Source organism: Lentzea californiensis, from assembly GCF_024648825.1.
Lineage (GTDB): Bacteria > Actinomycetota > Actinomycetes > Mycobacteriales > Pseudonocardiaceae > Lentzea > Lentzea californiensis.
This window is the reverse complement of record NZ_JANBBE010000002.1, coordinates 532,247-558,704: the sequence shown is the minus strand read 5'-3', so window position 1 is coordinate 558,704 and position 26,458 is coordinate 532,247. Positions and strand designations below refer to the sequence as shown.

General features: G+C 68.7%; 28 protein-coding genes. 12 read left to right on the top strand and 16 right to left on the bottom strand.

The window, feature by feature from the left end:
- Positions 1–3: 3 nt before the first annotated feature.
- The 5 genes from LX88_RS13565 to LX88_RS13545 all read left to right on the top strand — a co-directional run bounded on the left by LX88_RS13565 (position 4) and on the right by LX88_RS13545 (position 4,673).
- Positions 4–924: a GNAT family N-acetyltransferase gene (locus tag LX88_RS13565; protein ID WP_258948105.1), complete on the top strand. Its 921-nt coding sequence runs from the start codon at positions 4–6 to the stop codon at positions 922–924.
- Between the two features lie 78 nt (positions 925–1,002).
- Positions 1,003–1,632 carry an ATP-binding cassette domain-containing protein gene (locus tag LX88_RS13560; protein ID WP_090067766.1) on the top strand — a complete coding sequence of 210 codons (630 nt, stop codon included), beginning with the start codon at positions 1,003–1,005 and terminating at the stop codon, positions 1,630–1,632.
- Positions 1,629–3,545: a YhgE/Pip domain-containing protein gene (locus tag LX88_RS13555; RefSeq protein WP_258948104.1), complete on the top strand. Its 1,917-nt coding sequence runs from the start codon at positions 1,629–1,631 to the stop codon at positions 3,543–3,545. The genes LX88_RS13560 and LX88_RS13555 overlap by 4 nt, the downstream gene beginning before the upstream one ends.
- The gene (locus LX88_RS13550) at positions 3,542–4,117 is read left to right on the top strand and encodes a TetR/AcrR family transcriptional regulator (protein WP_170176332.1); all 576 of its coding nucleotides are present in this window, start codon (positions 3,542–3,544) and stop codon (positions 4,115–4,117) included. The genes LX88_RS13555 and LX88_RS13550 overlap by 4 nt, the downstream gene beginning before the upstream one ends.
- Positions 4,118–4,211: 94 nt before the next feature.
- A complete protein-coding gene (locus tag LX88_RS13545) occupies positions 4,212–4,673 on the top strand; it encodes a hypothetical protein (protein WP_258948103.1) in 462 nt (153 codons plus the stop codon).
- Between the two features lie 4 nt (positions 4,674–4,677).
- On the opposite strand, the gene LX88_RS13540 is transcribed toward LX88_RS13545, so the two are convergent.
- From LX88_RS13540 to LX88_RS13515, 6 genes are all read right to left on the bottom strand, one after another.
- Complete coding sequence (locus tag LX88_RS13540; protein ID WP_258948102.1) at positions 4,678–5,190, bottom strand: Rossmann-fold NAD(P)-binding domain-containing protein; 513 nt, start codon at positions 5,188–5,190, stop codon at positions 4,678–4,680.
- Positions 5,187–5,759 (bottom strand): P-loop NTPase family protein, encoded by a 573-nt coding sequence (locus tag LX88_RS13535; RefSeq protein WP_258948101.1) that lies wholly within the window; start codon positions 5,757–5,759, stop codon positions 5,187–5,189. The genes LX88_RS13540 and LX88_RS13535 overlap by 4 nt, the downstream gene beginning before the upstream one ends.
- A gap of 107 nt (positions 5,760–5,866) precedes the next feature.
- Positions 5,867–6,070, bottom strand: coding sequence for a cold-shock protein (locus LX88_RS13530; protein ID WP_030476842.1), 204 nt, complete (start codon positions 6,068–6,070; stop codon positions 5,867–5,869).
- Between the two features lie 169 nt (positions 6,071–6,239).
- On the bottom strand, positions 6,240–6,755 hold the full coding sequence (locus LX88_RS13525; RefSeq protein ID WP_258948100.1) for a hypothetical protein: 516 nt from the start codon (positions 6,753–6,755) through the stop codon (positions 6,240–6,242).
- A 37-nt stretch (positions 6,756–6,792) separates the two neighbouring features.
- On the bottom strand, positions 6,793–7,839 hold the full coding sequence (locus LX88_RS13520) for a Gfo/Idh/MocA family protein (RefSeq protein ID WP_258948099.1): 1,047 nt from the start codon (positions 7,837–7,839) through the stop codon (positions 6,793–6,795).
- A gap of 183 nt (positions 7,840–8,022) precedes the next feature.
- Positions 8,023–9,288 (bottom strand): Gfo/Idh/MocA family protein, encoded by a 1,266-nt coding sequence (locus LX88_RS13515; RefSeq protein ID WP_258948098.1) that lies wholly within the window; start codon positions 9,286–9,288, stop codon positions 8,023–8,025.
- 69 nt (positions 9,289–9,357) lie between these two features.
- On the opposite strand from LX88_RS13515, the gene LX88_RS13510 reads away from it, so the two are divergent.
- Together LX88_RS13510 and LX88_RS13505 are read left to right on the top strand one after the other, a co-directional pair.
- Positions 9,358–10,263, top strand: coding sequence for a nucleoside hydrolase (locus LX88_RS13510; RefSeq protein WP_258948097.1), 906 nt, complete (start codon positions 9,358–9,360; stop codon positions 10,261–10,263).
- Between the two features lie 53 nt (positions 10,264–10,316).
- Positions 10,317–10,814: a hypothetical protein gene (locus tag LX88_RS13505; RefSeq protein ID WP_258948096.1), complete on the top strand. Its 498-nt coding sequence runs from the start codon at positions 10,317–10,319 to the stop codon at positions 10,812–10,814.
- A 65-nt stretch (positions 10,815–10,879) separates the two neighbouring features.
- Here the strand turns inward: LX88_RS13505 and LX88_RS13500 are convergent, their stop codons facing one another.
- A complete protein-coding gene (locus LX88_RS13500) occupies positions 10,880–12,352 on the bottom strand; it encodes a DUF8189 domain-containing protein (protein ID WP_258948095.1) in 1,473 nt (490 codons plus the stop codon).
- A gap of 113 nt (positions 12,353–12,465) precedes the next feature.
- Positions 12,466–12,978 carry a GNAT family N-acetyltransferase gene (locus LX88_RS13495; protein WP_258948094.1) on the bottom strand — a complete coding sequence of 171 codons (513 nt, stop codon included), beginning with the start codon at positions 12,976–12,978 and terminating at the stop codon, positions 12,466–12,468.
- Between the two features lie 77 nt (positions 12,979–13,055).
- Here LX88_RS13495 and LX88_RS13490 point away from each other — a divergent pair, with 77 nt between their 5' ends.
- A complete protein-coding gene (locus LX88_RS13490) occupies positions 13,056–13,502 on the top strand; it encodes a winged helix-turn-helix transcriptional regulator (RefSeq protein ID WP_258948093.1) in 447 nt (148 codons plus the stop codon).
- 60 nt (positions 13,503–13,562) lie between these two features.
- Here the strand turns inward: LX88_RS13490 and LX88_RS13485 are convergent, their stop codons facing one another.
- Positions 13,563–14,165 (bottom strand): TetR/AcrR family transcriptional regulator, encoded by a 603-nt coding sequence (locus LX88_RS13485; protein ID WP_258948092.1) that lies wholly within the window; start codon positions 14,163–14,165, stop codon positions 13,563–13,565.
- 63 nt (positions 14,166–14,228) lie between these two features.
- On the opposite strand from LX88_RS13485, the gene LX88_RS13480 reads away from it, so the two are divergent.
- Both LX88_RS13480 and LX88_RS13475 read left to right on the top strand, forming a co-directional pair.
- Positions 14,229–14,675 carry a DUF1453 domain-containing protein gene (locus LX88_RS13480; RefSeq protein WP_258948091.1) on the top strand — a complete coding sequence of 149 codons (447 nt, stop codon included), beginning with the start codon at positions 14,229–14,231 and terminating at the stop codon, positions 14,673–14,675.
- Positions 14,662–15,879, top strand: coding sequence for an aminotransferase class V-fold PLP-dependent enzyme (locus tag LX88_RS13475; RefSeq protein ID WP_258948090.1), 1,218 nt, complete (start codon positions 14,662–14,664; stop codon positions 15,877–15,879). The genes LX88_RS13480 and LX88_RS13475 overlap by 14 nt, the downstream gene beginning before the upstream one ends.
- On the opposite strand, the gene LX88_RS13470 is transcribed toward LX88_RS13475, so the two are convergent.
- The 3 genes from LX88_RS13470 to polA all read right to left on the bottom strand — a co-directional run bounded on the left by LX88_RS13470 (position 15,860) and on the right by polA (position 20,636).
- Positions 15,860–16,921, bottom strand: a complete 1,062-nt coding sequence (locus LX88_RS13470; protein ID WP_258948089.1) for an Hsp70 family protein — start codon at positions 16,919–16,921, stop codon at positions 15,860–15,862. The genes LX88_RS13475 and LX88_RS13470 overlap by 20 nt on opposite strands.
- Before the next feature lie 123 nt (positions 16,922–17,044).
- Positions 17,045–17,674 (bottom strand): SecDF P1 head subdomain-containing protein, encoded by a 630-nt coding sequence (locus LX88_RS13465; protein ID WP_258948088.1) that lies wholly within the window; start codon positions 17,672–17,674, stop codon positions 17,045–17,047.
- 175 nt (positions 17,675–17,849) lie between these two features.
- On the bottom strand, positions 17,850–20,636 hold the full coding sequence (polA, locus tag LX88_RS13460) for a DNA polymerase I (protein ID WP_372511291.1): 2,787 nt from the start codon (positions 20,634–20,636) through the stop codon (positions 17,850–17,852).
- Between polA and LX88_RS13455 the strand changes: the two genes are divergently transcribed.
- Both LX88_RS13455 and LX88_RS13450 read left to right on the top strand, forming a co-directional pair.
- Positions 20,629–20,988 carry a hotdog fold thioesterase gene (locus LX88_RS13455; protein ID WP_258948253.1) on the top strand — a complete coding sequence of 120 codons (360 nt, stop codon included), beginning with the start codon at positions 20,629–20,631 and terminating at the stop codon, positions 20,986–20,988. The genes polA and LX88_RS13455 overlap by 8 nt on opposite strands.
- 77 nt (positions 20,989–21,065) lie before the next feature.
- Positions 21,066–22,238 (top strand): lipase family protein, encoded by a 1,173-nt coding sequence (locus tag LX88_RS13450; protein ID WP_258948086.1) that lies wholly within the window; start codon positions 21,066–21,068, stop codon positions 22,236–22,238.
- Positions 22,239–22,292: 54 nt separating this feature from the next.
- Here the strand turns inward: LX88_RS13450 and LX88_RS13445 are convergent, their stop codons facing one another.
- Genes LX88_RS13445 through LX88_RS13430 form a run of 4 tightly spaced genes read right to left on the bottom strand, consistent with a single transcriptional unit; the run spans position 22,293 to position 26,444 of the window.
- Positions 22,293–23,009, bottom strand: a complete 717-nt coding sequence (locus LX88_RS13445; protein WP_258948085.1) for an ABC transporter ATP-binding protein — start codon at positions 23,007–23,009, stop codon at positions 22,293–22,295.
- Positions 23,006–23,824, bottom strand: a complete 819-nt coding sequence (locus LX88_RS13440; RefSeq protein ID WP_258948084.1) for an ABC transporter ATP-binding protein — start codon at positions 23,822–23,824, stop codon at positions 23,006–23,008. Before LX88_RS13440 ends, LX88_RS13445 begins: the two co-directional genes overlap by 4 nt.
- On the bottom strand, positions 23,821–25,533 hold the full coding sequence (locus LX88_RS13435; protein ID WP_258948083.1) for a branched-chain amino acid ABC transporter permease: 1,713 nt from the start codon (positions 25,531–25,533) through the stop codon (positions 23,821–23,823). Before LX88_RS13435 ends, LX88_RS13440 begins: the two co-directional genes overlap by 4 nt.
- Entirely contained in the window at positions 25,530–26,444 is a 915-nt protein-coding gene (locus LX88_RS13430) for a branched-chain amino acid ABC transporter permease (RefSeq protein ID WP_258948082.1), read from the bottom strand. Before LX88_RS13430 ends, LX88_RS13435 begins: the two co-directional genes overlap by 4 nt.
- Between the last annotated feature and the right edge of the window lie 14 nt (positions 26,445–26,458).

Below are 26,458 nucleotides of genomic sequence, written 5' to 3'. Positions count from 1 at the left end.
GCCATGACCTCGGCACGCGGACTAGTGGCGGCCCAGTCAGCGCGTTTCGCCTCACTGGACCCGTTGCTCCCGCCTGCCACCGAACCGCCCACGGACGGCCACGTCATCACGGCGGCGCTGGCGGACGGCACGCGCGTGGCCGGGGTCATCAGCCACCAGACCTTCGAGCCGCACACGACCACGCGCCTGTGGTCGGCGGCCGAGGTGTGGGAGATGTTGCCGCTCGTGGGCGAGTCACAGGGCATGGACGCGCTGCTCACCCGCTTCCGCCGGCACCTCGACACGCAGGAAGTGCACGACGACACGGCGTGCGTCGTGCACTGGCCGAGCCGCGACACCAAAGCCGCACGGGCGTTCCTCGACCACGGACTAGTGCCGCTGTCCGTGCTCGCCGTGCGCTTGAGGACTCCGGCACAGCACATCTCCCGCACGCTCACGATCCGCCGTGCGACCCCGCACGACCTGGAGACCGTGCTGGAGCTGTCGCTCGTCGAGCTGGAGTACTCCTCCTACGTCGGCTCGACGATCGTGCGTCCGAACGCCGCCCATGTGAAGCGCCACGCGCTGATCGAGCGCCTCAAGAACGCGAGCCCCATCTGGCTCGCCGAACGCGACGGCATCGCGGTGGCGCTCGCCGAGTGCGCGATCGTGTCGTCCGAGCCCGGCACGGCCGCGGCGGCGAGACTCCCCCAGGGCCGATGGGGCTATGTGAACTGCGTCTCGGTGCTGCCGGGCGCCCGCGGCAGCGGCATCGGCCAGCAGCTCCTCGCCTACGCCCACCAGGAGCTCCACCGGATGGGCACGGTCGGCACGTACCTCTACTACAACCCGCCGAACCCGCTGAGCAGCGTGTTCTGGCCCCGCCAGGGCTACCGGCCGCTGTGGACCGTCTGGGAAGTACGCCCCGCCTCCGCCCTTAGGTGACCTATGTCCGAGTTGCAGGGTGCTGAGGTCTGCGGGAGAATTTGTACTGACCGGTCAGTTTAAACGGAGGGTAAAGCCGTGGAGATCCACGCAAGTCGCGCAGGCGTCAACGGGGGCCATGGTCCCCTGCTCCGGCCGACTTCGCTGACCGTGAAGCCCGGCGAGCTCACGCTGGTCGCGGGCGAGCCCGGCACCGGTCACACGGCGTTCGGCCTGCTGCTCTCCGGCCGCATGAAGCCCTCGACGGGCACCGTGTCCCCGGACGCGAAGACGCTGCGCAAGCGCGTCGTCCTGGTCGACGCCCCCGAGGTGAACGAGCCGGAGGAAGCGTTGAGCCTGTCCGCCGTCGTCGGCGAGGAGCTCGCGATGAACGGCATGCCGTCCGGCAAGAAGGCGGTGCACGACTGGTTGGTGGAGCACGCCGCCGACGAGCACGCGGACAAGCGCTTCGAGCACGTCCCGGCGCGGACGCGGTGCGCGGTGCTGCTCGAACTGGCCGCGTCACGTCCCGGTGTGACGGCGCTCGTCCTCGACTGCCCCGACCGCTACCACCCCGACCCGCGCGAGTGGTTCGCCCTGGCCCACGACCACGTGACCCCCGAACGGTCCGTCGTCGTCCTGTGCTCGAACTCCTCCGCTCACATCCTCGACATCCCGCACGCGCGCCTTGGTGAGGACAACGACACCAAGATGGAGATCACCGCATGAGCGCCCTTCGCATGGCCTTCAACGAGCTCCGCCGGATCACCTCCGGCAAGCTCCCCAAGCTCGCCGTCCTGGCTCTGGCGCTCGTGCCTCTGCTGTACGCGTCGCTCTACCTGTACGCCAACAAGGACCCGTACGCGAACCTCAACCACGTGCCCGCCGCACTGGTCGTGAAGGACAAGGGCGCCAAGGACCTCAACGCGGGCAAGGACGTCGCGGACGAGCTGCTCAACGGCAAGAAGTTCAACTGGAAGGTCGTCGACGACGCCGACGAGGGCGTCCGCAAGGGCGAGTACATCTTCGCCCTCACGCTGCCGGAGGACTTCTCCGAGGCGCTCACCTCCGCCGAGCAGAACAAGCCGCGCCAGGGCGTGCTGACCCTGACGACCAACGACGCCAACAACTACCTGGGCAGCACGATCGCGAACCAGGTCGTCAGCGAGGTGCGCCGGGCCGTCACGGCGAAGGTCTCCACCGAGGCCGCCGACAGGCTGCTGCTCGGCTTCTCCACGATCCGCCAGGAGACCACCAAGGCCGTCGACGGCGCCACGCAGCTCGCGAACGGCAGCGCGACCCTGCGCGACAAGCTCGGCGAGCTCGACAGCGGCGTCCAGCAGCTCTCCACGGGCGCGGTGACAGCGGCCAACGGCGCCGCGCAGCTCCGTGACGGCACGCACGAACTCCGCTCGCAGACCGCGCCGCTGCCCGACGGCGCCAAGAAGATCGCCGACGGCGCGCGCCAGGTCGCCACCGGCAACGAGACCGCCGCGACCGAGGCCGAGGAGTACGCGAAGAAGGCCCAGGCACTCGTCGGCGTGCTCGACCAGGCCAACGGCGACATCGCCAACCGCTTGCGCACCCTGGGTTTCACCGAGGAACAGGTGCAGAACGTGATGGCCACGATCGGTCAGGTCCGCAAGCCGGTCGACGACGCCAACGGCAAGGTGCAGGGCGCCGCGGGTGGTCTCCGCAAGCTCGCGACCGGCGCGGACCAGGTGGCCGCCGGCGCCGAGCAGCTCTCGTCCAAGATGCCCGGCCTGGTCGCCGGCGTCGCCAGGCTGGACGACGGCGCCACGAAGCTCGCCGACGGCAACGCCCAGCTCCGTGACGGCCTGCGGACGGCGGCCACCGGCACACCGCAGCTCAAGGACGGCGCCGTGCAGCTCGCCGACGGGTCGGCGCAGCTGCGTGACGGCCTGACCGGGGGCGTGAACAAGATCCCGAACCAGGACGACCCGACCCGCGCGGCCATCGCGCAGGCGATCGGTGACCCGGTGGCGGTGCGCGGCCTGTCCCAGACGAAGGCCGCCACGTACGGCGCCGGCCTCGCCCCGTTCTTCCTGGGCCTGGCGACGTGGATCGGTGCGTTCGTGCTGTTCCTGCTGCTGCGCCCGCTCTCACGCCGTGCGCTCGCCGCCGGTCAGTCAGCACTCAGGGTCGCGTTGGGCGGATGGCTACCGGGTGCGTTGCTCGGCATCGTGCAGGTGCTCGTGATGTTCACGGTCGTGCGGTTCGTGGTGGACATCGAGCCGTCGAACCCCATCGGCACGTTCGGGTTCCTCGCGCTGATGTCGCTGACGTTCGTGGCGATCCTGCACGCGCTGAACGCCGCGTTCGGCGCCGTCGGCAAGTTCCTCGGCCTGATCCTGCTGATCCTCCAGCTGGTCAGCGCGGGTGGCACGTTCCCGTGGCAGACGATCCCGGTGCCGCTGTACCCGCTGCACTACGGCCTGCCGATGGGCTACGCGGTCGACGGCCTGCGCCACCTGATGTACGGCGGTGACCTCGGCAGCGTCGGAAAGGACGCGCTGATCCTTCTCGCCTGGCTGGTCGGAGCCCTAGCCTTGGCGTCCGTGGCGGCCTACAAGCAGCGCGTGTGGACAGCGTCCAAGCTGAAGCCGGAGCTCGTGCTGTGAGCGCGCGGACGACGGCGACCAAGCAGAAGCTCTTCGACGCGGCGTTGAAGCTGGTCGGCGAACGGGGCGCGGCCTCGGTGACGGTCGACGAGATCGCCGCGGAGGCGGGCGTCGCCAAGGGCACGATCTACTACAACTTCGCCTCGAAGGACGCCCTGGTCGAAGCGCTGCTGCACCACGGCGTGGAGATCCTCGCGGGCCGGCTGCGGTCCGCGGAGGGGTCAGAGGACTCGCTGGAGGCGCTGGTCGACGAGATGCTCGGCTTCTGGGCCGAGTACCCGGCGTTCGGCCAGCTCCTCGTGTCGGAGCTGTGGCGCACGCCGGGCCAATGGCACGGCACTCTCTCGTTGCTGCGCGACGACATCGTCTCGATCGTGCGCGGTCAGATGAAGCGCCTGGCCGACGCGGGCCGCCTGCCCGAAGGGGTCGAGGTCGGCACCGCGTCGGCGGCGTTGTTCGGCACGTTGCTCGTGATCGCCCTGGACTGGCAGGTGTTCCAGCCGGAGCGGTCACGGGCGGAGGTGCGCGAGTCGGTCATGCTGCTGGTGCGGGGGATGCGCTCGGCTCGGTGACCTGCGACGTCGGGGCGAACCGCACATCGTCGACGCACGATCGAGCGACGCGTTTGACCGAGCAGGGCCAAACGCCCGCCGGTACGAACGAGGAATGCCGAAACTGCTGACCATCGCTACCGCCCTGCTCGCGACCATCGCCCTCACGGCCTCGCCGGCACTGGCCGAGCCCGAGCCGGTGAAGGCCACCGCCGACTTCCAGGAAGCGCTGTTCACCCCTGTCGCCGGCGTCCTCGACCTCGAGGAGACGGCCGACGGCATCAAGGTCGCCGGCGAGTTCACGAAGGGCTTCGCCTCCGACGTGCCGTCGGACTACCAGCTGGTGGTCCTCGACGGCGCGGAGGTGGTGCTGGACTTCAGCGAGGACTTCCGGGAGGTCGCCGAGATCGAGGCGGCGGAGGTCAGCGCGTTCGAGTTCGTCACGGTGACCAAGCAGAAGATCGCGGACATCCGCAACGAGGACGTGGTCGTCCGCCAGCTCGTGGAGGTGGCGGTCGGCGCGAAGGTGCAGGCGGAGATCGGCCGGGCCAAGATCGTGAAGAGCGAAGTCCGGTAAGGCTTCAGCGGGCGTCCTCGTGGTGCAGCGAGGGCGCCCGTCCCTCCAGTCCTCGTTCGACGGCCTGCAGCACCGCACGGTTCGTGCGCAGCGTGGCGTCGTGCGCGAAGTGACCGAGCAACACCTGCTGCGTCGGGTGCGGGAGCACAGGGTCCGGCACCGGTGCGGACGTGTGCACCTCCACCACCGGCGCGCTCTCTGCGAGAAGGTGCCGCACGGCGTTGAGGACCCTCACGCGATAGCTGTCGTGCACCCACGCCACGAGCAAGTTCACCAGGTGGCCGTCGAGCTCGTACTCGACCTCCTCCGCGAGCTCGGAGGGCTCCGCCCAGTCGGCCCTCACCCACGTCGGCCGGTGTCCGCGCGAGATCGACGCTCGCGCCGCCCGTCCGGGACCGTCGTCGGCCATCAGCGGCTGCGTGCGCGACGGCAGCACCACCCGCCATCCGCGTGCCACCAGTTGTCCCGCGCAGCAGGCCAGCATGCCCGTCCCGCCCAGCACCAGCGCAGTTCTCACCGAGCACGCTCCTCCCCGACCGAGGCGAGCGGACCCGAGAGCCACCGCTCCACCTGCGCCTGCCCGCGCAGCCGCACGACCACCACGTCGTCGACCAGGGCGAGCACCCTGACCCGGTTGCGCCGGTAGCTCTTCCAGCCCCACCGCAGGATGTGCCCGGGATCGGTGAACGCCGACCACAGCGACGACTCCCGATTACCGTTCCACAACTCCACGCCTGCCGCGCGACGTCTGATCGTGCGACTCACCAGCCGTCCCATCACGACCGGGAACCGGTGGTCGAGCCACACCACCGTGTCCGCCCTGGCGAGCAACACGGGCCGTGCCGCCTTGTACTGGTACTCGGTGACCCAGTGGTCGTCCTGCGCGAACGCGGCGACCTCCGCGAAGAACTCCGGCCGTGGCGTCCACTGTGGACCCCAGTGGAGGCTGTCCAGTTCGACGCGCCGCAGCGCGTGCTGCTCGGCGATGCGCAGGCAGAGAGTCGACTTGCCGGATCCGGCGTTGCCGGCGACGAGGATGCGCCGGGGCACGTGCGGCAGCGGATCAGCTGGTCCGAGCAACGGCATCGGGCCAGGCTAGCGAAAACCCGATGACCACAACACGGTGCGGGACGGCGCCGGAAAGCCCGAAGGGCCCCCGGAAGATTCCGGAGGCCCTTCGGGGTGAAACAACGTCAGAGAGCGGTGACGTTCGTCGCCTGCGGGCCCTTCTGGCCCTGCGTGATGTCGAACGAGACCTTCTGGTTCTCCTCGAGGCTGCGGTAGCCGCCGCCGTTGAGGGCCGAGTAGTGGACGAAGACGTCAGCGCCGCCGTCCTCGGGGGCGATGAAGCCGAAGCCCTTTTCAGCGTTGAACCACTTGACGGTGCCGTTTGCCATGTACTGCTTCTCCTTGATTACTGAAGAGCGAGCCGCACTGTGCAGCCGCTCCGTGGTTGGTCATGAGCCTTGCCCCAACCGTGAAGAAGGAGAAGCACTCGCAACTGAAGTTTGGCGAGCGTGAAAGACACGAACACGAAACTGCAACCAACGAAGAACTATACCCTACCTAGCCGCGTTTGCGCTGAGGTACCGCGAACCGCTGCTGCATGATCGAGATGCGGAAGACGAGGAAGCAGGCAAGGGCGCCCGCACCTGTCGCACACAACGTTGACAGGGTCGAGAACACCACGTAGAGGGGCGTGTCGAGCAGCAACGACTCGAACACGTCGCCCAGCACCATGGCGAGGAACGCGTACTGCCAGGGCTTGATCAACGGGCTCGCGACGCGCTGGGCGAACGGCACCTCGCGCTGCTCCGGGTCGCTCGCCTTCCACACCTGCGACACCGTCCGCACGCCGTGCAACGCGATCGCCTCGGCGTTGTGGGTCACACCGCGGAACCACACGATGCACGCCACGCCCGCGGGCACGACCAGCATGATGGCGAGGAAGCTCCACGACGACGAGCCGCCCTGCCAGTCGTTGATCGTGCCCCAGATCGACTCGGCGACGACCAGCGCGATCAGGCCCATGCTGACGTAGCCGGTGACCCGGACGTCCTTCAGGTCGATGTAGGTGTCCAACGCAACTCTCCCCGAACGCGACGAACTGCGCGGCAGACTACCGCCCGAAACCGCAGCCCAGTTCCGTGAACGTCGCGATCTTCTCGGCCGCCCGCACGACGACCTCGTCGATGCCGTCGAGCACCACCCGTTCACCGACGCGGCGGGCGTGGAGCAGCGGCACGTCGGCCTTGCCGCACTGCTCGGCGATCGACGTGAACGCCCGCGCGGCGGCCAGCGGCGCGACCAGGGGCTCGCCGGTCTGCCGGTGCCGGATGAGGTTCTCCAGGAGGTCGACCGGCGGCGCCACGGCCATGCGGTGGTCGTTGACCGTCAGCCTGTCGTCGTCGTACCACCAGACGGCCTGACCGAGCGTTCCGTGCACCAGGACGACCGGTGGCAACGATGTCGTCGCGCAGAGCGTGGTGGCGACCACGACCGGCGGCGCGCCATCAGCCGTGACGCGGACACAAGCCGTGTCGTCCGCACTGATCGTGTCGCGGCACCGGTACAACTCCAGTTCGACAGCGATGTCGGCTCGTTCCTCGACATCGGCGAGCAGCAGCGCGTTCTGCAGCGCGTGTGCGAACGGGTTGACGAGCGTTCCGTCCTCGCCCTGCCGCCCGGCCCACTCGGAGCGTTCGTAGTAGGAATCCGAGCGCACCCAACGCCCTGCGGCGCCGATGCCGGTGATGTCGCCCAGCGCCCCGGAGCCGATCAACGAGCAGAGCCGCCGGTACGAACCCGTGCCCTGCGTCTGGAAGCCGACCTGGCACACCAGGCCGCGGTCCAGCGCCACCGCGCAGATCTCGTCGAAGTCGGTCACCGACAGCACCGCCGGCTTCTCGACGAGCACGTCGCAGCCCAGTTCGAACGCCGCCAGCACGAGGTCGCGGTGCGTCGAAGGCGGCGAGGAGACCACGACGACCTCGGGGTGCAGCTCTGCCGCCAGCGACGGCAGATCCGGGTAGGACGGCACCGGCACGTCGACGTCCGCCACGTCGACCACGCCGACGAACGTGGCGAGCCCGTCGTGGCCGAGCCGGACCAGGTTCTCCACGTGCCGCGCCCCGTGTCCCCGAGCACCGACCAGCGCAACACGCATCGCTCTCACCCTTCTCGGGCGGACTCCGCCACCAACGCGGCCACCAGCATCAGCCGAGGTGCCGGTAATTTCAATGCGCCGCGCCAACCAAGACTCGTTTGCGGCAGCATCCCGGCACCAACGGCGTCCGAAGCGTCAACACAGCCACCCGAACGGGCAATGGCGCCGGAAGCACGATGACCGCTATCGGAGGTCGAGGACGTCGGCGACGCGGACCGGCTGCCCGGTCTCGAAGCTGCGGTTGGCGGCGAACCCGGTCAGCAGGGAGAGCGCGCCGTCGTAGTGCGTCGCCTTGCGGCCGAGCGGGTCCTCCTGCCCGGCGGGTCCGTACAGCGCGTCGACCATGCGCCCGTCGGCGCCGCCGTGCCCGTCCCGGTCGTACTCCAGCGGGACGTCCTGCCGTTCCTCGAACAGCCGGTGCACCGAGAGCTTCGCCCATCCCTGCTCGGGGTTCGCGGCGACGCCGTGCACGGACGGGTCCTGGCCGGACACCCAGGAGTTCTCGACGACCTCCAGTTCGAGACGGCCCCTGCTGCCGTTGACCATCAGCCGGTAGCCCTCCCACGGCGAGTAGGCCGTCAGGTGGTAGGTCAGGTTCGCACCACTGGCGTAGCGCACGAGCACCGACATGTCGTCCTCAATGGACACACCCGGTTCGAACGGGTTCTGGTCGCGGCGATAGCCGTCCTCGTGCCGTGCGTCGACGTAGAGCTTCTTGAGCCAGGCGTTGCGCTCCAGATCGATGTCGAACCTGTCGTCGTGCTTGTAACCGTGACGCTCGCCGTTCTCGTTGCCGTAGAAGAACAACCGGCCGTGCGCGTACACGGTCTCGGGCACCGAGCCGACCCACCAGTTGAGCAGGTCGAAGTGATGGGTCGCCTTGTGGACCATGAGACCGCCGGAGTTGGCCTTGTCGCGGTGCCAGCGGCGGAAGTAGTCGGCGCCGTGCCGGGTGTCCAGCAGCCACTCGAAGTGGACGGACCCGATCTCGCCGACTGCGCCGTCCGCGAGCAGCGCGCGCACCTTCTCGTGGATCGGGTTGTAGCGGTAGTTGAAGGTGACCGTGACGCTGCCTTCGTTGCGGTGCACCGCGTCCAGGATCTTGCGGGCCGACGGGACGTCCGTCGTCATCGGCTTCTCCGTCACGACGTCACGACCGGAATCCAGCGCCTCGATGATGTACGTGTCGTGGAAACGGTCGACGGTGGTCACCACCACCACGTCGACCCGTTGCTCGTCGAGCATCTTCAGGAAGTCTTGGGCGTCGTACGTGGGGACAGGCTCGACCCCCAGTTCCGCGAGCCGGTCGTTGTGGACGTCCATCCTGGTCCGGTTCACGTCGGCGAACGCCACGAGTGCGCAGGTGTCCGCGTGTTCGACCGCGATGGCGTGGACGTGCCGCTCCGCCCTCGATCCGGTCCCGACCACCACATATCGCCTGCGCGTCATCCCCGGCCTCCCCTGAAAACGTTTTCTCCACGCTAGCCGCATCCGCCCCGGCCTCGTCAAGATGAGGTCATGCCGACTCCTGTGGTGCTCGACTGCGACCCCGGCCACGACGACGCGATCGCGATCCTGCTCGCGGCCGGCTCACCCGAGATCGACCTGCGCGCGATCACCACCGTGGCCGCGAACCAGACGCTGGACAAGGTCACCGCGAATGCCCGGCGGATCTGCTCCGCCGCCGGCATCTCGGTGCCGATCGCGCGCGGGTGCGCACAACCGTTGGTACGACCGTTGTACGTGGCGGAGGACATCCACGGCGAGTCCGGAATGGACGGTCCGGCGTTCGGCCCGCTGACCGTCGGCGTGACCGAGGAGCACGCGATCGACGTGATGCACGCCCACATGCCGGCGACGCTGGTGGCCACCGGCGCGTTGACGAACGTGGCGATGTACCTGCGGCGGTACGGGCCGGCCGCGGTGCGCGAGATCGTGCTCATGGGCGGGTCGACCGAGCGCGGCAACACCACGCCGTACGCGGAGTTCAACATCTACGTCGACCCGGAGGCTGCCGCCGTCGTCTTCGGCAGCGGCGTGCCGATCACCATGATCGGGCTGAACGTGACGCACCAGGCATTGGTGACGCCGGAAATCGTGGCTCAGTTGCACGCCCTGGGGCCGCTCGGGCGGACGTGCGCGGAGCTGATGACGTTCTTCGCGGCGACCTACCGCGACGTGTTCGGGTTCGCGGCACCCCCGTTGCACGACCCGGTGGCGGTGGCGCGGGTGATCGACCCGACGCTGGTGACCTGCGTCGAGGCGTTCGTGGGGATCGAGACCACGGGGACGTTCACGCGCGGCGCGACCGTCGTGGACCTGCACGGCAGGCTCGGCCGGGAACCGAACGCGCAGGTGGCCGTCGGGCTGGACGTGGACCGGTTCTTCGACCTGGTCATTGACGCCGTGGCTCAGCTCACGTAACGCCGTTGACGGTCCGGCGATGATAGGCGCAGGGGGACTTCCTTGGGGGAATCATGACCAATCCTGTTTTCGATCCGCAGCAGTCTGCGGACACCACCGTGCAGCAGCAGGACATCGCGCCCGCCGGACCGCAGTTCGACGTGTACACGCCTTCCGCGTTCGCGCCGCCGCTGCAGCAGCAGCCCGTCGCACCGGCACCCGTGCCGCCGAAGCCGAAGAAGACCGGCATCGTCGTGTTGTCGTTGTTCGTCGTGCTGCTCGCCGGCGCCGGTGCCGCGTTCGGCGTGCTCTTCTTCCAGGAGAAGGGGCGCTCCGCCGAACTGTCCACTCAGGTCGAGGGCAAGGACCGCGAGATCGCGGACCTCACCAAGAAGGCCGAGAACAGCGCTGAGGACACCGACCGGGCGGTGGCCGCGCAGAAGAAGGCCGAGGCCGACGCGGTGAGCTCGCAGAAGTGCAAGGACGCGGCGAAGGAGATCAAGTCGGCGCTCGTCGCCAACGACGCCACGAAGGGCGAGGCCGCGATCAAGGGCCTGCTCGTCGAGTGCTGATCTGAGCTGGAACGGAGAACGGGGCGGCGACTCATCCGAGTCACCGCCCCGTTCGTCCGTTCAGATCAGGACACGGTCTTGTCGCTGAGCTTGGCCCACTGGCTCCAGCCCGCCTTCTCCTTGTAGAAGCGGCGGATCAGCTTGCCGTCGTCGGTGCGGGCGAAGACCTCGACGGTCTTCGTCTGCGCGTGGTACATCGCGGTCGGCGCCTCGGAGACCTTGGTGGTGCCGAGCTTGGCCCACGGGGTCCAGCCGCCGTCGGTCGCGCGGGAGTGCTCGACGATGCCGCCCTCACCGAGCTGCACGACGTCGATGGACCCGGTCGTGGAGTTGAAGACCGCCGACGGCGCGCCGGTGCCCTTGCCGCCCAGCGACTTCCAGACGCCCGTCCCGTACTGCTCGACGCTGCCGGACTCGGTGCGCACGAAGACCTGGTCGACGGCGACGCTCGGGTCGCTGACGATCTTCTTGTCGCCCTGGTCGGTCCAGGTGCTGCCGTCCCACTTCACGAGCTTGCCGTCGGCGGAACGCGCGTAGACGTCCTTGTCGGCGACGGCCGGGTCGCCCTCGATCTTGCGGTCACCGACCGGCGCCCACTTGTCGGTGAAGCGGAGCAGGAGGCCGTCAGCGCCGCGGGCGAGAACCTCGACGGCGTTGGTCTTGTCGTTCCAGAACAGCGTGGGCTCACCGGCGACGGCCGTGTCGCCGAGCGCGAGCCACCTGCCGTCGGCGCGGCGGTAGATCCTGTCGTCCGTGCCGCGCGCGAACACCTCGACGATCTTCGTCTGCGGGTTCATCAGCGCGACCGGCTCGCCGGCGAAGATCTCGGGGCCGAGCTGCTGCCAGCCGTTCCAGCGGCTCGTCTTGTGGAAGTTCGTGACGATCGTGCCGTCGGTGGCGCGCGCGAAGATCTCGAGCTGCTGCCGGCCGGTGTTCGAGATCTGCGGGCCGGCGCTGACGACGAGCTTGTCCGTCACCGGCGTCTCGCTGCCGGTGCTGCCGCCGCTGCCGGCTTCGAGGATGTTGTTGTAGCGCAGGGGTACGTACCTGCGAGCGGTGCTGGCGCTCCACACGCGCTGTACGGGCCTGCTGCCGTCCGGCCCGGCCTGTTCGCGCACGATGGGCCGCGTCTTGGCCGCGTCCGCCCAGCCGATGAACAGCGCGACGTGGTTCTCGCGGTCGTTGAGCGCGTCGCCGGGACGGAGGTCCTCCCAGTCGATGCGGTGCGCGACCTGCTCGAGGATGTGCGTGGTGTAGGAGATGCGCAGGCCCCAGGCCATCGAGACGAAGCCGGAGCAGTCCGTGCGGTAGGCGCCGTACTTGTTGCCGAAGCAGTCGCTCTGGCTGTACGGCACACGAGCGCTGATCCACGTCCGTGAGCGCGCCAGGACCTCGCTGCGCGTGATCTTGGAGTTGGTCTCGTACGTCCCGCAGACCACCCCGCCCTCGGCAGCGGCGACCGCGACGTCCGGCATGGCCAGCGTCGAGCCGAACGTGATGGCCGCCGCGGCGACCGCCAACATCCCCCACGATCTCATGCCGGTCACCGTAGCAAGGCGATGTGAAGTTTTGGTCCGGTCGAACGTCCCATCTTCCTGCTTTCAAAAGACTTGCCGGCGCCGCTCGAACGGTCAACGGTGAACGTGCCGGACTAGATCCCCTGCAAGCTCCGCACGAGGTCGGCGTCGCTGATGTCGGCGGTGACCCAGGCGAGCGGGTAGCTCAGTTCGATCGTGTCGGCCTCCCTGTTCAACCGCACGCCGGGCAGCACCTTGCGCACCAGCGCGAGCATCGCGTGGTTGTCGGGAAGGACGTTGCCGTGCAGTTCGGCGACGCCCATCCGGGCCGCGATCGACGTCAGCTCCTCCAGCAGGAGGCGGCCGACGCCACGGCGCTGCCACAGGTCGATCACGGCGACCGCGATCTCCGCGCCGCACTCGCCAGTCCTTATGACCCTCGCGATGCCGATCGGGTCACCACCGACCATCGCGCAGACGGCCCCGTGCCGTTCGCCGTCCACATCGGTCAGCACCCGGCGCGCGGACGCGGTCAGCCGCGGCGTCGGCGAGTGGAACCTCAGGTAGCGGCTTCGTGCGGACAGTCCTTCGAACACCGCGTCGACAGCTTCCGGCGCGGTGTCGCGGTTGAGCTCGGTGACGCGCATGAGGATCGACCCCTCTGAGTTCGGAATCCGAACTGTAACTGAGTTCGAAAATCGAACGCAAGGGATATCCTGGACTCATGCCGTACTCGAACTTCGCGAGCATGCCCTGCACGCTGAGCCGCCCCGCGGCGCTGCTGGGCGAACGCTGGACACTGCTGCTGCTCCGCCAGATCTTCCTGGGCACCCGTCGCTTCGAGGACTTCCAGGCGACGATGGACATCTCACGGAGCGTCCTGACCGATCGCTTGAACGTGCTGCTGCAGGAGAACGTGCTCAAGCGCGTGCCCTATCACGAGGATGGCCGCACACGGCACGAGTACCGCCTCACGGAGAAAGGGCGCGACCTCTACCCCGTGCTGATGGCACTGCGGACGTGGGGCGAGAAGTGGATGGCTCCAGAAGAAGAGGAGACGTTCCACCTGCACCACCGCGACTGCGGCGGAGGCGTGCGGGCGAAGGTCGAGTGCACCGAGTGCGCCGCCGAACTGACCGCGCGCGACGTGCAGGTCACGGCCAAGCAGTGAGCTGTCCCGGTCAAGCGACGCGGCACGGCCTGCCCGAGCTGCCGACGTGGATCGCGGAGGCTACCGCAGCGAGTCGAGGTGCCTGCGCAGCAACGACACCGTGAGCTCCGGCGTCATCCGATCCGAATGCAGCACGCCGTCGACGGTGATGCCGTTGAGCAGCGACGCCAGCCGTTCGGCCTCCAGGTCGACGTCGTGCGTGGCCGCGATGCTCCCGGCCTCGGTCATCACGGTCAGCACCCGCCGGCAGAGGGACCGCAGGCCGTCGTAGAGCCGTTCGGCGTGCGGCACGAGTGACGGCCGGGTGCGCGCGGCGGTGACGAAGGCCAGCCACAGCACCGCTTCGTCGCGGCGGCGGCCATCGAGCGGAAGTACCTCGGAGAGCACTCGTTCGGCCGGCCGGCGCGGGTCGCTCCGGTCCTGCAACGACCGCACGTGGGCGAGTACGCGGTGCTCCGTCGACTGGATGAGGGCCTCGACGGCGAAGACGATCATCTCGTCGTGGCTGTCGAAGTAGTGCCGGATCGAGCCGATCGCGAGACCCGCCTCCACCGCCACGTTGCGCAGCGAGGCCTGTTCGACGCCGTCGCGCACGACCACGCGGAACACCGCCTCGGCGACGGCCTGGCGGCGGACGGCGGGATCCACGACTCTCGGCGACACCTCCCTTTTGTAGCATGGCCCTGCTAGTTTAAGTAGCATGGTCATGCTATCTAGGGGGATGCAATGACATATCTGCTGATCGCGGCCGGTGTGTTGTACGTGCTCGTGCGGCGGTTCAGGGGAGAACCGCTCAACACCAGAGATCTGCTCGCGCCGCCCGCGTTCCTGCTGTTCTTCGGCGTCCGCGCGGTCGACGAATTCCACCTGGTCTACCTCCTCCCGCTCGCCGCCGGCTTCGCGTTCGGTGCGGTTCGGGGGCTGACGATCAAGCTGTACGAGCGCGAGGGCCACCTGTGGCAGCGGTACACGCCGTGGACGTTGCTGGTGTGGGTGACGTCGATCGGCGCGAGCTTCGGCTTCGTGTTGTTGCTCGACAACCACGCGCCGACGCAGCTGTCCATCGGCGTGAGCCTGCTCGGCGAGCTGTGCGCCGTGGGTGCGAGGGCCTTGAACACCGGCCTGCCGTTCGCGCCGGAACGGGTGTCCAATGGCAGGCATGGAACGTCGTGACTTCCTCGTCGGGGCAGGGCTGCTCGCGGTCGCACCGGCCGCGTCGTCAGCCGCACAGGGAGTGGACTGGGCCGCCGTGCGGCGCGAGTTCCGGCTGGACCAGGGCCTGACCAACCTGGGGCTCTTCTACCTCGCGTCGAACCCGCGCGAGGTGCGGGACGCGGTCGAGGAGTTCAAGCGCAGGCTCGACGCCAACTCGCACGACCTGATGCCCGAGCAGGCGCAGGAGGTCGCCGTCGCGCTCGGGCAGTACGTCGATGGCGCCGCGGACGACATCGCGTTCGTGCCCAACACGACCATGGGGCTCTCGATCGTCTACGGCGGCCTGAAGCTGCGCCCGGACCAGGAGTTGCTGCTCAGCGACCAGGACCACGCGTGGCACCAGCAGGCGGCCAGGCTCGCGGCGGCACGGGTGGGCGCGAAGGTCAGGGTCGGCACGCTCTACGAGAACCCGGCGAAGGCCACCGAGGACGAGATCGCTGTGCGGCTGCGGAACTCGATCACACCGCAGACCCGTGCCGTCGGCATCACGTGGGTGCAGTCGAGCACGGGCCTGCGCATGCCGGTGCGAGCGTGCGCGTCCGTCGTCGCTGAGGCCAACAAAGGGCGTGCACCGCAAGACCGCTGCCTTCTGATCGTTGATGGCGTGCATGGGCTGGCGGCCGTCGACGAGGACGCGGCGCGCATGGGTGCGGACGTGTTCGTCGCCGGCACGCACAAATGGCTGTTCGGACCGCGTGGCACCGGCATGGTGTGGGTGAACCCCGAGGTGCGAGGCGAGATCGTGCCGATGCTGCCGAGCTTGAGCGACCGCAGCGAGACGGCGTTGCTCGGGCCCGGCGGCTTCCACGCGTTCGAGCAGTACTTCGGGGTGCAGGCGGCGGTGCGGTTCCACCAACGCCTCGGCCGCGACCGCGTGGCGTCCCGGATCGCCGAGCTGTCCGGTCGGTTCTCCGACGGGCTGGCCGAGATCCCCGGCGTCGTCGTGCACACGCCGCGCGACCCGGCGACGTCCGCGGGCATGGTGTGCTTCGACGTCACCGGCCACAGCGGTCCCGAGGTCGTGGAACTGCTGGCGCGCAGGCAGATCCAGATCACGACGGCGTCCTACCGGATCCCGTACGCGCGGGTCGGCACGTCGATCCTCAACACACCGGAGGAGATCGACCGGACGGTGCGGGAGATCAGCGCCCTGGCTCGCTGATCCGCGGCAGCTCGGCCGTTCCCGGCGGTTCGAGCTGCACGCTGGTGTTCTCCATCCTCACCTGTGGCTGGTTCATCGCGTCGTGCGCGAACCAGCCTCCTCCGAGAACGAGCACGAGCAACCCTGCCGCGATGAACGGCGTGGTCGGAATCCGCCTCTTCGGCTCTTCCCGCCGCGGCGCGGGCACCTCGACGGTGGACTGCTCGCCGGGTTCGGGTTCCAGCTGCCTGGCTTCGAGGTAGGCGCCCGTCGCGGCCGCGCCGTCCGGTGCCCTCATCACCGGGATGTGCAGCCGTTCCACGATCTCCTTGGCCACCAGCGGAATCCGTGACGACCCGCCCACGAGCAGGATGACGTCGGGCAGGCACAGCCCCGCGCTGCTCGCCACGCGTTCCAGCGCGTCGATCACCAACTCGACCGACGGCCGGATGACCGCCTCGAACTCGAGCCGGCTCAGCCGGACCTCGCGCACCTCGCCGTTCGTCGCGACATAGGGAATCCGCACCTCCGGATAGCTGCCGAGCAGTTCCTTGGCCTCGACGCAGCTCTGCACGAGCTCCCGGCTGTGCGTGCCGATCTTCGCGATCACGTGCTCCGCCACCAGCTCGTCCAGGTCGAAACCGCCGACCTCGACGCGTTCCGGCTGCCCGGTCAGCAACAGCACACCTTGCTTGCGCAGCACCGTGACGTCGCATCCGGTGGCACCGAAGTCGAACACCGCCACCGTGCTGTGTTCGGGCATCTGCGCGTCAGCGTCGAACGCGATGGCGGCGGCGTGCGGCGCGGGCACGAACAACACGTCCGCGCGGCCTTCGTGGATGAGGTCCTGGCGCAACTGCTCGAGGTGCTCGTGCGGCCAGCACAGGGGATGCGTCATCGCGACGCGGCTCGGCGGCTCCCCGTGCCGATGCGTGAGGTCGTCGAGGACGTTCGCGAGTTCCCTGGCCTGCGTCGGCTGACGGCGGCTGTTGGTCGTGACGCCACTGCCCGTGGCGACGGTGGTGCCTGCGGATCCGAGATCGAGCCCAACCTGGTACGACATCGCGGGTCACCCCTCACTGCGGACACCCACCACACGTACGTCTCAGCTGGTTCGGTTCAACCTCGGCATCACGGCGTTCCGCCGCAATGCTTTGCTGCCTGCGACGCTCGCCGTAGTCCTCGATCATCGGCCGACCAGCTGCCTCGCGAGCTGGTCGGCCTCGTCCGCGGTGAACTTGCCGGTGATCTGCGTGGCGCCACCGGTGATCGGCGACTGGATGCTCGGGGCGCTGAGCACCCGTCCGTTGATCAGGATCGCGACCTGGTTCCCCACGTTGGCGGTCGTGAAGTCGCTCCACGTCCGGGCACCCTCGGGGTCGAACTCGACCGTCACCACGTGTCCGGTGCCGTGCTCGCTGGGGCTGGCCTTCGCCTTGCCGATGCGGTCACTGTCGAGGAAGACCGGGCCGAGGTCGTACTTGAACCCGTCGGCGTCGCACGTCACCAGCGGGGCGGCCGCGTCGTCGTTGCCGGTCAGCGGGTCCGGGGCGCCGCAGTCCAGCGTGCCGAGCGCCAGCTCGCGGACGGTGGCGTCCGTGCTCTGCCGGGTCGCCCGCGCCGTTTGGACGGCCGGGTCGCCCACCTCGTTCTGGCGCGTGGGGTGACCGGGGGACGGCTTGGACGCCGGCGCGACGCTCTCCACCTTGCGGAAGGTCAGCTTGCCCGTGAGCCACGCTGCACTCTTCGGCTCGGCCTGCTGGGGGGTCGTGCAGGCGGCGACGGCGAGGAGCAGCACCACGGCGAGGATCTTCATGCCGTTGACTTACCACGCGGCCACGGCCCGCATCAGGCGAATCAGAGCGCCATCAGCCGTTCTGCCGCGTAGCCACGAGCGTTGCGCATGGTCGGGCCCACCGGAGTGAATTCGGCTCTCACCACAAAAACCCGCCCGAGCACTCGGCTCGGACGGGCTGATCGCGTTGCGGGCCCTAGTGGGCGGCGTCGTCCCAGGAACGACCCACGCCGACGGAGACCTCCAGCGGGACCAGGAGCTGGTAGGCGTTGCCCATCTGGTCGCGCACCAGGGCCTCGACAGCCTCGCGCTCGCCCTCGGCGATCTCCAGCACCAGTTCGTCGTGGACCTGCAGCAGCATCCGCGAGCGCAGGCCGGACGACTCCAGCGCGCGGTAGACGCCCAGCATGGCCACCTTGATGATGTCCGCGGCGCTGCCCTGGATCGGCGCGTTGAGGGCCATGCGCTCGGCCATCTCGCGACGCTGGCGGTTGTCCGACGTCAGGTCCGGCAGGTAACGGCGGCGGCCCAGCACCGTCTCGGTGTAGCCGTCCTTGCCGGCCTTCTTCACGATCTCGTTGAGGTAGTCGCGCACGCCGCCGAAGCGGGAGAAGTACGCCTCCATCTGCTCGCGGGCCTCCTCGGTCGGGATGCGCAGCTGCTGCGACAGACCGAACACCGACAGGCCGTACGCGAGGCCGTACGACATCGCCTTGATGCGGCGGCGCATCTCCCCCGTCACCTCGGCGGTGGGGATCGAGAACGCCTGCGAGGCAACGTAGGTGTGCAGGTCCTCGCCGCTGTTGAACGCCGCGATCAGGCCCTCGTCGCCCGACAGCGTCGCCATGATCCGCATCTCGATCTGGCTGTAGTCCGCGGTCATGAGCTCCGCGTAGCCCTCGCCGACGACGAACGCCTGGCGGATGCGGCGGCCCTCGTCCGTGCGGATCGGGATGTTCTGCAGGTTCGGGTCCGTCGAGGACAGCCGGCCGGTGGCGGCGATCGTCTGGTGGAACGTCGTGTGAATGCGGCCGTCGTCGGCCACCGACTTCAGCAGGCCGTCCACAGTGGACTTCAGGCGCGTGACGTCGCGGTGCGAGAGCAGGTGCTGCAGGAACGGGTGCTCGGTCTGCTCGAACAGGTTCTGCAGCGCGTCCGCGTCCGTGGTGTAGCCGGTCTTGGTCTTCTTCGTCTTCGGCATGTTCAGCTCGTCGAAGAGGACCGTCTGCAGCTGCTTCGGGCTGCCGAGGTTGATCTCCTTGCCGATGACCGAGTACGCCTCCTGCGCCGCCTGCTTCACGCCGGCCGCGAAGTGCGCCTCCAGCTCGGAGAGGTGGTCGACGTCGATCGCGATGCCGACGGCCTCGACCTCGTCGAGCACGTTCATCAGCGGCAGTTCGAGGTTCGCGAGCAGGTCGGTGCCGCCGATCGTGACCAGTTCCTCGTCGAGGCGGTCGGCGAGCTCGGCGACGGCACGCGCGCGCAGGATGGTGCTGGTGGCGACCTTCTGGGCTTCCTCGGCCTCGTCGGAGAGCAGCGACAGCTGGCCGTCGCCGGACTCCTCGGCGCGCAGCTCGCGCTTGAGGTAGCGCAACGCCAGGTCGTCCAGCGCGAACGACCGCTGGCCGGGACGAACCAGGTAGGCGGCCAGCGCCGTGTCGGAGGACAGGCCGCGCAGCTTCCACCCGCGGGCGCGCACGCGGCGCAACGGCAGCTTCAGGTCGTGGCCCGCCTTGGACACCGACTCGTCGGCGAGCCACGCGGCGAGCGCCTGCTCGTCGGCCTCGTTCAGCTCCTCGACTGCGACGTACCCGCCCTCACCGGTGGCCGTGCACAGCGCGACGCCCTCCAGGTCGGTGGTGATGCGCAGCGCGACGCCGACCCGCGTCTGGCGGGCGTGCTGGTCCAGCCACTTCGCGAGCGTGCCCGCGGGGATCGCGCCGCCGGAGACCTCGAAGCCCTCCTCGGCCTCGGGTTCCGCGGTCGTCAGCGTCTGGAAGAGACGGTCGCGCAGGACGCGGAACTCCAGCTCGTCGAACAGGCGGTGCACCGCGTCGCGGTCCCACTGCTGCGCCTCGAGACCGTCGATCGTGTACGGCAGCTCGACGTCCTTGATCAGCTCGGTGAGCTGGCGGTTCATGATGATGTTCGCCAGGTTGCCGCGCAGGGCCTCGCCGACCTTGCCCGGCACCTCGTCGATGCGGTCGACGAGCTCGTTGAGGCCGCCGAACTGGTTGAGCAGCTTGATGATCGTCTTCGGGCCGACGCCGGGGGTGTTCGGCAGGTTGTCCGAGGAGTCGCCTCGCACCGCCGCGTAGTCGGCGTACTGCTCCGGGCGCACGCCGTGCTTCTCCTCGACGTACGCCGGGGTGAAGCGGCCCATCTCCGAGACGCCCTTGACCGGGTACAGCACCGTGACCTTGTCGTTGACCAGCTGGAACGCGTCGCGGTCGCCGGTGACGATCTCCACCTCGACGCCCTGCGCCACGGCCTGCGTGGTCAGCGTCGCGATGATGTCGTCCGCCTCGTAGTTCTCCTTCTCCATGGTCGGGATGGCCAGCGTGGCCAGCACGTCCTTGATCAGGGAGACCTGACTGCGGAACTCGTCCGGCGTCTTGGAGCGACCGGCCTTGTACTCGGGGTACTGCTCGGAGCGGAAGGTCTTGCGCGAGACGTCGAACGCCACCGCGACGTGCGTCGGCTTCTCGTCGCGCAGGATGTTGATCAACATGGACGTGAAGCCGTACACGGCGTTCGTGACCTGGCCCGTCTTCGTCACGAAGTTCTCGGCGGGCAGGGCGTAGAACGCTCGGTAGGCCATCGAGTGACCGTCGATGAGCAGGAGCCGCTTCACGTCTGAGGTAGTCACGGGCCCGAGTCTAGGGTGGGGGTCTGACAGTTTTGCTTGAGCCCTTGGAGCCCGCGTGACCCCGGACCTGCCTATCGAGTTCGCCGACGAGCAGTTGCACGTTCGGATGGGCATCGAAATCACCCAATGGGATGTTCAGGAGATGATCGGCACGATGCCGGTCAAGGGCAACCGCCAGCCGTTCGGCCTGCTGCACGGCGGCGCGAACGCGGTGCTCGCCGAACAGCTGGGCTCCGTCGCGTCCGCGATGCACGCCTCCCAGTTCGACTGCATCGCCGTCGGGCTCGAGCTGTCCTGCACCCATCATCGAGCGGCGCGCGAGGGCACCGTCACCGGCGTGGCGCGCCCGATCCACCTGGGCCGCAGCACGACGACGTACGAGATCGTCGTGACCGACGAGGAGGGCAAGCGCACCTGCACCGCCCGCCTCACCTGCCTCATCCGCCCGAAGCCCCCCGGCGCCTGACTACTGGGGTAAACCACACCCCGGTTCTGCGGTGAGCCCCAGTGTGCGACCAAGATCAGCCCGACATCGTTGGTCGCATGACCTTCACGACTCGACTGACAGCGGCAGTCCTGTGCGGTGCGGTGGTCGCGGCCTCGGTCCCGGCCACCGCCTCCGCCCGCCCGGCCCGCGGCAGCCTCCTCGACGTCGTCCCGGTGTCCACGATGGACACCAACCAGCTGGTCACCTACCTGGGGGACTACGACCTGGACGCCTCGCGCGTCCGCTTCGCCGTGGAGGCGAAGCGCATCACGTACCGCACCATCGACGCCTTCGGGAAACCGACGACGGCGAGTGCGCTGATCGCCTTACCGCGCAACGGGGACCGAACGCCGCGGCAGACCACCTGGCTGCACGGCACCACCGGTTACCGGGGCTCGGTCGCCTCGGTGGCGGACGGCAACGACCGGGCAGCCACTCTGCTCTTCGCCTCCGCCGGCTACCTGACCACGGCCCCGGACTACCTGGGCCTGGGCACCGGCCCCGGACACCACCCGTACGTGGACGCCCCGTCCACCGTCACAGCGTCGATCGACGCCTTACGTGCAGCCCGCGAGTACGCCGCGTCGAAGGGCTTGCGCCCCGACCGGCGCGTCATGATCACCGGCCACTCGCAGGGCGGCCACGCCGCCATGGCGCTGGGCCAGGCCCTGCACCACGGCGCCGACCCACGCCTGGAGGTGGGCGCCCTCACTCCCATCGGCGGCCCGTTCAAGCCGAGCCTCCTCGTCGCGAAGGCGACGAACGACGAGATCACCAACGGCGTCGCGTACATGGCGTACTGGACCGTGGCCTGGAACCGCCTGCACCACCTCTACGACGACCCCGCCGAGGCCTTCCGCGACCCTTCGGTCGAGGCGCTCTTCGACGGCGACCACCGCAACGAGGACATCTTCCGGCACCTGCCGGCGACGATGGAGGAACTCCTGACCGAGCCCTACCTGGACCGGGTCAAGCACCCCACGGGCGTCCTGCGCGCGAAGCTGCGCGAGGCCGACGGCTACTGCGACTGGCGCCCCGCGGTCCCGGTGACGATCTACTCCTCGGCCGGCGACAAGGACACGCTGCTCGAAACCTCCGCCTACTGCGACCAGCGCCTGAAGCGGCACCACGCCCGAAGCACACTCGTGGACCTGGGCGCGGACGTGAACCACGGCAAGGCCGCCAAGCTGGCCTTGCCCCGAATCCTGGCCGGCTTCGACCGCTCGTAGAACGAAAGCGGGGCGGAGGGAAAATCCCTCCGCCCCGCTCCTGCGAACCCAACCTCAGTGAGCCTCACCCAGGTACGCGTCGCGCACCCGCTGGTCGGCCAGGAGCGAGTGCCCCGGACCGTCCAAAGTGGTCCTGCCGAGGTCGATCACGTAACCGTGGTGCGACAACGCCAGCGCCGCCAGGGCGTTCTGCTCCACCAGGAGAATGGTGGTGCCCAGCGACTGCAGCTCCTTGATGGTGTCGAAGATCTTCTGCGTCATGATCGGCGAGAGACCCATCGAGGGCTCGTCGAGCATCAGCAGCCGGGGCTTCGACATCATGGCGCGGCCGATGGCCAGCATCTGCTGCTCACCGCCGGAGAAGAGCCCCGCCTTGTTGTGGCGGCGCTCCCCCAGCACGGGGAAGAGGTCGTACACGCGCTGCATGTCGGCCTGCACGCCGTCGTCCTTGCGGACGTAGGCGCCGAGATGCAGGTTCTCCTCCACGGTCATCCGCGGGAAGAGGCGGCGGCCCTCCGGGGAGTGCGAGATGCCCATGCCCAGGATCGCGTGTGCCGGCTCGTTGTGGATCGGCTTGCCCTGGAACAGGACCTCGCCGGACTTCGGCCGCAGCAGACCCGAGATGGTGCGCAGGGTCGTGGTCTTGCCCGCACCGTTCGAGCCGATCAGCGACACGATCTGGCCGGCCTCGACGGTGAACGAGATGTCGCGGACGGCCTCGATGGCGCCGTAGGCGACCGAGAGATTCCGGACTTCGAGCAGCGCGGTCATGCCTGCTCCTCCTCAGCTGCAGCGGCGGCCTCGACGTCGTGCTGGACTTCCTCCGGCGGCTTGCCGAGGTAGGCCTCGACCACCCGCGGATCCGCCCGCACGACCTCGGGGGTGCCCTCGACGAGCAGTTCGCCCTGCACGAGCACGGAAACCGAGTCGCACAGCCCGAAGATGAACTTGATGTCGTGCTCGATGACCACGACGGACACACCCGTGTCGCGGATGCGGAAGATCAGCTGCTGCGTCGCTTCCGTCTCCTGCGGGTTCATACCCGCGGTGGGCTCGTCCAGCAGCAGCACCGCCGGGTCCGTGGCCAACGCGCGCGCGATCTCCAGACGGCGCTGGTCGCCGTACGGGAGGTTGCGCGAGAGCTCGTCATCGACGCCGTTGAGGCCGACGAACGCGAGCAGCTCCCGCGACCGCTCGCGGGCCGCCTTCTCGCCGCGCTGGTAGGCCGGGCCGTGGAACAGCGAGGCCAGTGGGCCCTGCTTCATCCGCACGTGACGGCCGACCATGACGTTCTCCAGCACGGTCATGCTGGGGAACAGGCGGATGTTCTGGAACGTGCGGGCCACGCCCGCGTCCGTCACCTTCGCCGGGTCGCCGGGCAGGACGTTGCCCTTGAGCAGCACCTCGCCCGTGGTCGGCGTGTACAGACCCGTCAGGCAGTTGAAGAACGTCGTCTTCCCCGCACCGTTCGGACCGATCAGACCGACGATCTTGCCTTCTTCGAGCGTCAGGGTGACGCCCTTCAACGCCTTGAGGCCACCGAAGACCATCGAGACGTCACGCGCCTCCAACACCGGAGTGCTCATGCTTTCTTCGCCTCCACATGCGCCTCTTCGGCATTCTCGTCGGCGCGTTCGACCATCTCAGCGCGCCTGTGCGCATCGGGGATCAGGCCGACCGGCCGGAACCGCATGATCAGGATCAGCGCGAGGCCGAAGATCATGAGGCGGTAGTCCTCGAAGTCGCGGAGCTTCTCGGGCAGCACGAACAGCAGCGCGGCACCGAGAACGGCGCCGGGGATCGAGCCCATGCCGCCGAGGATGACCGCCGCGAGCAGCGTGACCGACTCGAGGAACTTGAACGACTCGTACGAGACGGTGCCGTTCTTGTGCGCGAACACCGCGCCCGCGAGACCCGCGAGCATGGCACCGATGAGGAACGCGAGGATCTTCATCTTGCCGGTGCGGATGCCCATCGCGCGGGCGGCGTCCTCGTCCTCGCGGATCGCGATCCAGGCACGGCCGATGCGGCTGAACTTGAGGTTCGCGAACACGGCCATCGTCGCCGCGACGAGCAGCACGATCAGGACGTAGTAGAGGACACCCGCGGGGAGCTTCACCGCGCCGATCGAGATCGACTTGTTGAACTCCGCGCCGAACAGCGACAGCGCCGGAACACCGGGGATCGCGTTGGATCCGTTGGTGAAGCCACCGATGTCGTTCTGCGCGGAGCGGGTGAAGATCTCACCGAACGCCAGCGTCACGATCGCCAGGTAGTCACCGCGGACCCGCAGCGTCGGCGAACCGACGATCGCGCCGAAGATGCCGGCCACGACTGCCGCGATCACGGCGGCGACGGGGAACGGCAGGTCGAAGCCGAAGTACGCGGTGGCGGCACCGGAGAAGTTCGCTGCCACGAGGGCACCGATGCCCATGAACGCCACGTAGCCGAGGTCGAGCAGACCCGCGAGGCCGACGACGATGTTCAGGCCGATCGCGGTGGCGGCGTAGATGCCGATGTTCGCCGCGACCGTCATCCAGTACTCGTTGCCCGCCTCGGTGAACGGCAGCAGCAGCGCGCACGCCGCCAGCACGATCACGCTGAACACGCGGTGCTGCTCGGACAGTGCCGAGAGCCAGCGGACGTAGCCGACGCCGCTGAGCGCGCCGAGCACACCGGCGGCGAACCCGAGGAACGACAGGAAGATCGCGCCCGCGTACGGGTTGGCGGAACCGACGCCACCGGTGGTCAGCATCGCGGCGACGGCGTAGAGCACCGCACCGAACGACAGCAGCAGCACCAGGTACGCGACCGGAGTGGAGATCTTGAACTTCCACTCGCCCACCGGCTCGATGCCGATGCCGTAGCCCGCGAGGATCGTCAGCACACCGGCGACGAGGCCCACGACGCCACCGAACGCGGTGGCACCGTCGAGGGCCGTGATGGCACCGAGGCCACCGCCCTTGACCGTGATGTACGCCGAGTTGACGAAGGAGACGAGGGTGAGGCCCCAGCCGAGCGCCCGGATGACGCGGCCCCTGGACGGGATCGGCGCGAACGCCGCGACCAGGACGAGGATGCCCAGCAGCAGGACGTGCCAGCGGAACCCGGTGACGAGGAACGGGGCGTCGAAGAACTGCAGCGTCGACTTGTCCGGCCAGTTGCCGTCGTTGAGGACGAACGTGACCCACGGCAGCAACGCCGCGACGATGCCGAGGACGCCGCCGGCGGCCGCGAACGGCTTGCCGAACGGTGCGAGCGCGGAGCGCTTCGCAGAAGTGTCGACCGTACTCATGCGCGCACCCTTTCCGGCTCACCGAACAGACCCTGCGGGCGGAAGACGAGCACGAGGATCAGCACGACGAAGATCCACACGTAGTCGTACTGGGTGCCGCCCGGCATGTACTGACCGGCAACGGTCTTGATCAGACCGATGATGAACGCGCCGATGACCGCGCCGCGGATGCTGCCCACGCCGCCCAGGACGGCCGCCGTGAAGGCGAAGATGCCGTTCTGGAAGCCCATGTCGATGTTGATGTTGTTCAGGTAGCCGCCGAACATGACGCCCGCGACACCGGCGAGGACGGCGCCGAAGATGAACGTCAGCACGATCACGCGGTCGGGGTTGACACCCATGAGCTTCGCGGTGTCGGGGTCCTGCGCGGTCGCCCGCATCGCGCGGCCCATGCGGGAGCGGTTGATGTAGGTCTGCAGGGCGATCGCGAGACCGACCGAGAGGACGACGAGCAGCACACCGGTCCACGGGATGTTCACCGGGCCGAGCGTGAGGTTGCCCTCGGGGAAGACCTTGGGGTACGGCAGGTTCGACTTGGCGTTCGGGTAGAAGACGCGCACAGCCTCCTGCAGGAACACGGACACGCCGAGCGCTGTGATGAGCGGCGCCAGCCGGGGTGCGTTGCGCAGCGGCCGGTAGGCGAACCGTTCCATGATCACGGCGACGAGGACCGCCACCGCGATACCGCCGACGAACATGAGCGGCAGGGCCACGGCAGGCGACTTCTTGAGGTCGTCAGGAAGAAGCGTGAACGTGGCAAGGCCTCCGTACGAGGCCACCATGAAAACCTCGCCGTGGGCGAAGTTGATCAGCTGGATGATGCCGTACACCATCGTGTACCCGAGGGCGATCAGGGCGATCAACGCACCCTGAATGACCCCGTTGGCCAGCTGTTGGAGCAGGACTGACACGACTACCTCCGTAG

Coding starts and splice junctions, on each gene's coding strand:
- LX88_RS13565 (WP_258948105.1), top strand. CDS start 4: ATGACCTCGGCACGCGGACTAGTGGCGGCCCAGTCAGCGCGTTTCGCC.
- LX88_RS13555 (WP_258948104.1), top strand. CDS start 1,629: ATGAGCGCCCTTCGCATGGCCTTCAACGAGCTCCGCCGGATCACCTCC.
- LX88_RS13545 (WP_258948103.1), top strand. CDS start 4,212: ATGCCGAAACTGCTGACCATCGCTACCGCCCTGCTCGCGACCATCGCC.
- LX88_RS13535 (WP_258948101.1), bottom strand. CDS start 5,759: ATGCCGTTGCTCGGACCAGCTGATCCGCTGCCGCACGTGCCCCGGCGC.
- LX88_RS13530 (WP_030476842.1), bottom strand. CDS start 6,070: ATGGCAAACGGCACCGTCAAGTGGTTCAACGCTGAAAAGGGCTTCGGC.
- LX88_RS13520 (WP_258948099.1), bottom strand. CDS start 7,839: ATGCGTGTTGCGCTGGTCGGTGCTCGGGGACACGGGGCGCGGCACGTG.
- LX88_RS13515 (WP_258948098.1), bottom strand. CDS start 9,288: ATGACGCGCAGGCGATATGTGGTGGTCGGGACCGGATCGAGGGCGGAG.
- LX88_RS13510 (WP_258948097.1), top strand. CDS start 9,358: ATGCCGACTCCTGTGGTGCTCGACTGCGACCCCGGCCACGACGACGCG.
- LX88_RS13505 (WP_258948096.1), top strand. CDS start 10,317: ATGACCAATCCTGTTTTCGATCCGCAGCAGTCTGCGGACACCACCGTG.
- LX88_RS13500 (WP_258948095.1), bottom strand. CDS start 12,352: ATGAGATCGTGGGGGATGTTGGCGGTCGCCGCGGCGGCCATCACGTTC.
- LX88_RS13495 (WP_258948094.1), bottom strand. CDS start 12,978: ATGCGCGTCACCGAGCTCAACCGCGACACCGCGCCGGAAGCTGTCGAC.
- LX88_RS13490 (WP_258948093.1), top strand. CDS start 13,056: ATGCCGTACTCGAACTTCGCGAGCATGCCCTGCACGCTGAGCCGCCCC.
- LX88_RS13480 (WP_258948091.1), top strand. CDS start 14,229: ATGACATATCTGCTGATCGCGGCCGGTGTGTTGTACGTGCTCGTGCGG.
- LX88_RS13475 (WP_258948090.1), top strand. CDS start 14,662: ATGGAACGTCGTGACTTCCTCGTCGGGGCAGGGCTGCTCGCGGTCGCA.
- LX88_RS13470 (WP_258948089.1), bottom strand. CDS start 16,921: ATGTCGTACCAGGTTGGGCTCGATCTCGGATCCGCAGGCACCACCGTC.
- LX88_RS13465 (WP_258948088.1), bottom strand. CDS start 17,674: ATGAAGATCCTCGCCGTGGTGCTGCTCCTCGCCGTCGCCGCCTGCACG.
- LX88_RS13455 (WP_258948253.1), top strand. CDS start 20,629: ATGGGCATCGAAATCACCCAATGGGATGTTCAGGAGATGATCGGCACG.
- polA (WP_372511291.1), bottom strand. CDS start 20,636: ATGCCCATCCGAACGTGCAACTGCTCGTCGGCGAACTCGATAGGCAGG.
- LX88_RS13450 (WP_258948086.1), top strand. CDS start 21,066: ATGACCTTCACGACTCGACTGACAGCGGCAGTCCTGTGCGGTGCGGTG.
- LX88_RS13445 (WP_258948085.1), bottom strand. CDS start 23,009: ATGACCGCGCTGCTCGAAGTCCGGAATCTCTCGGTCGCCTACGGCGCC.
- LX88_RS13440 (WP_258948084.1), bottom strand. CDS start 23,824: ATGAGCACTCCGGTGTTGGAGGCGCGTGACGTCTCGATGGTCTTCGGT.
- LX88_RS13435 (WP_258948083.1), bottom strand. CDS start 25,533: ATGAGTACGGTCGACACTTCTGCGAAGCGCTCCGCGCTCGCACCGTTC.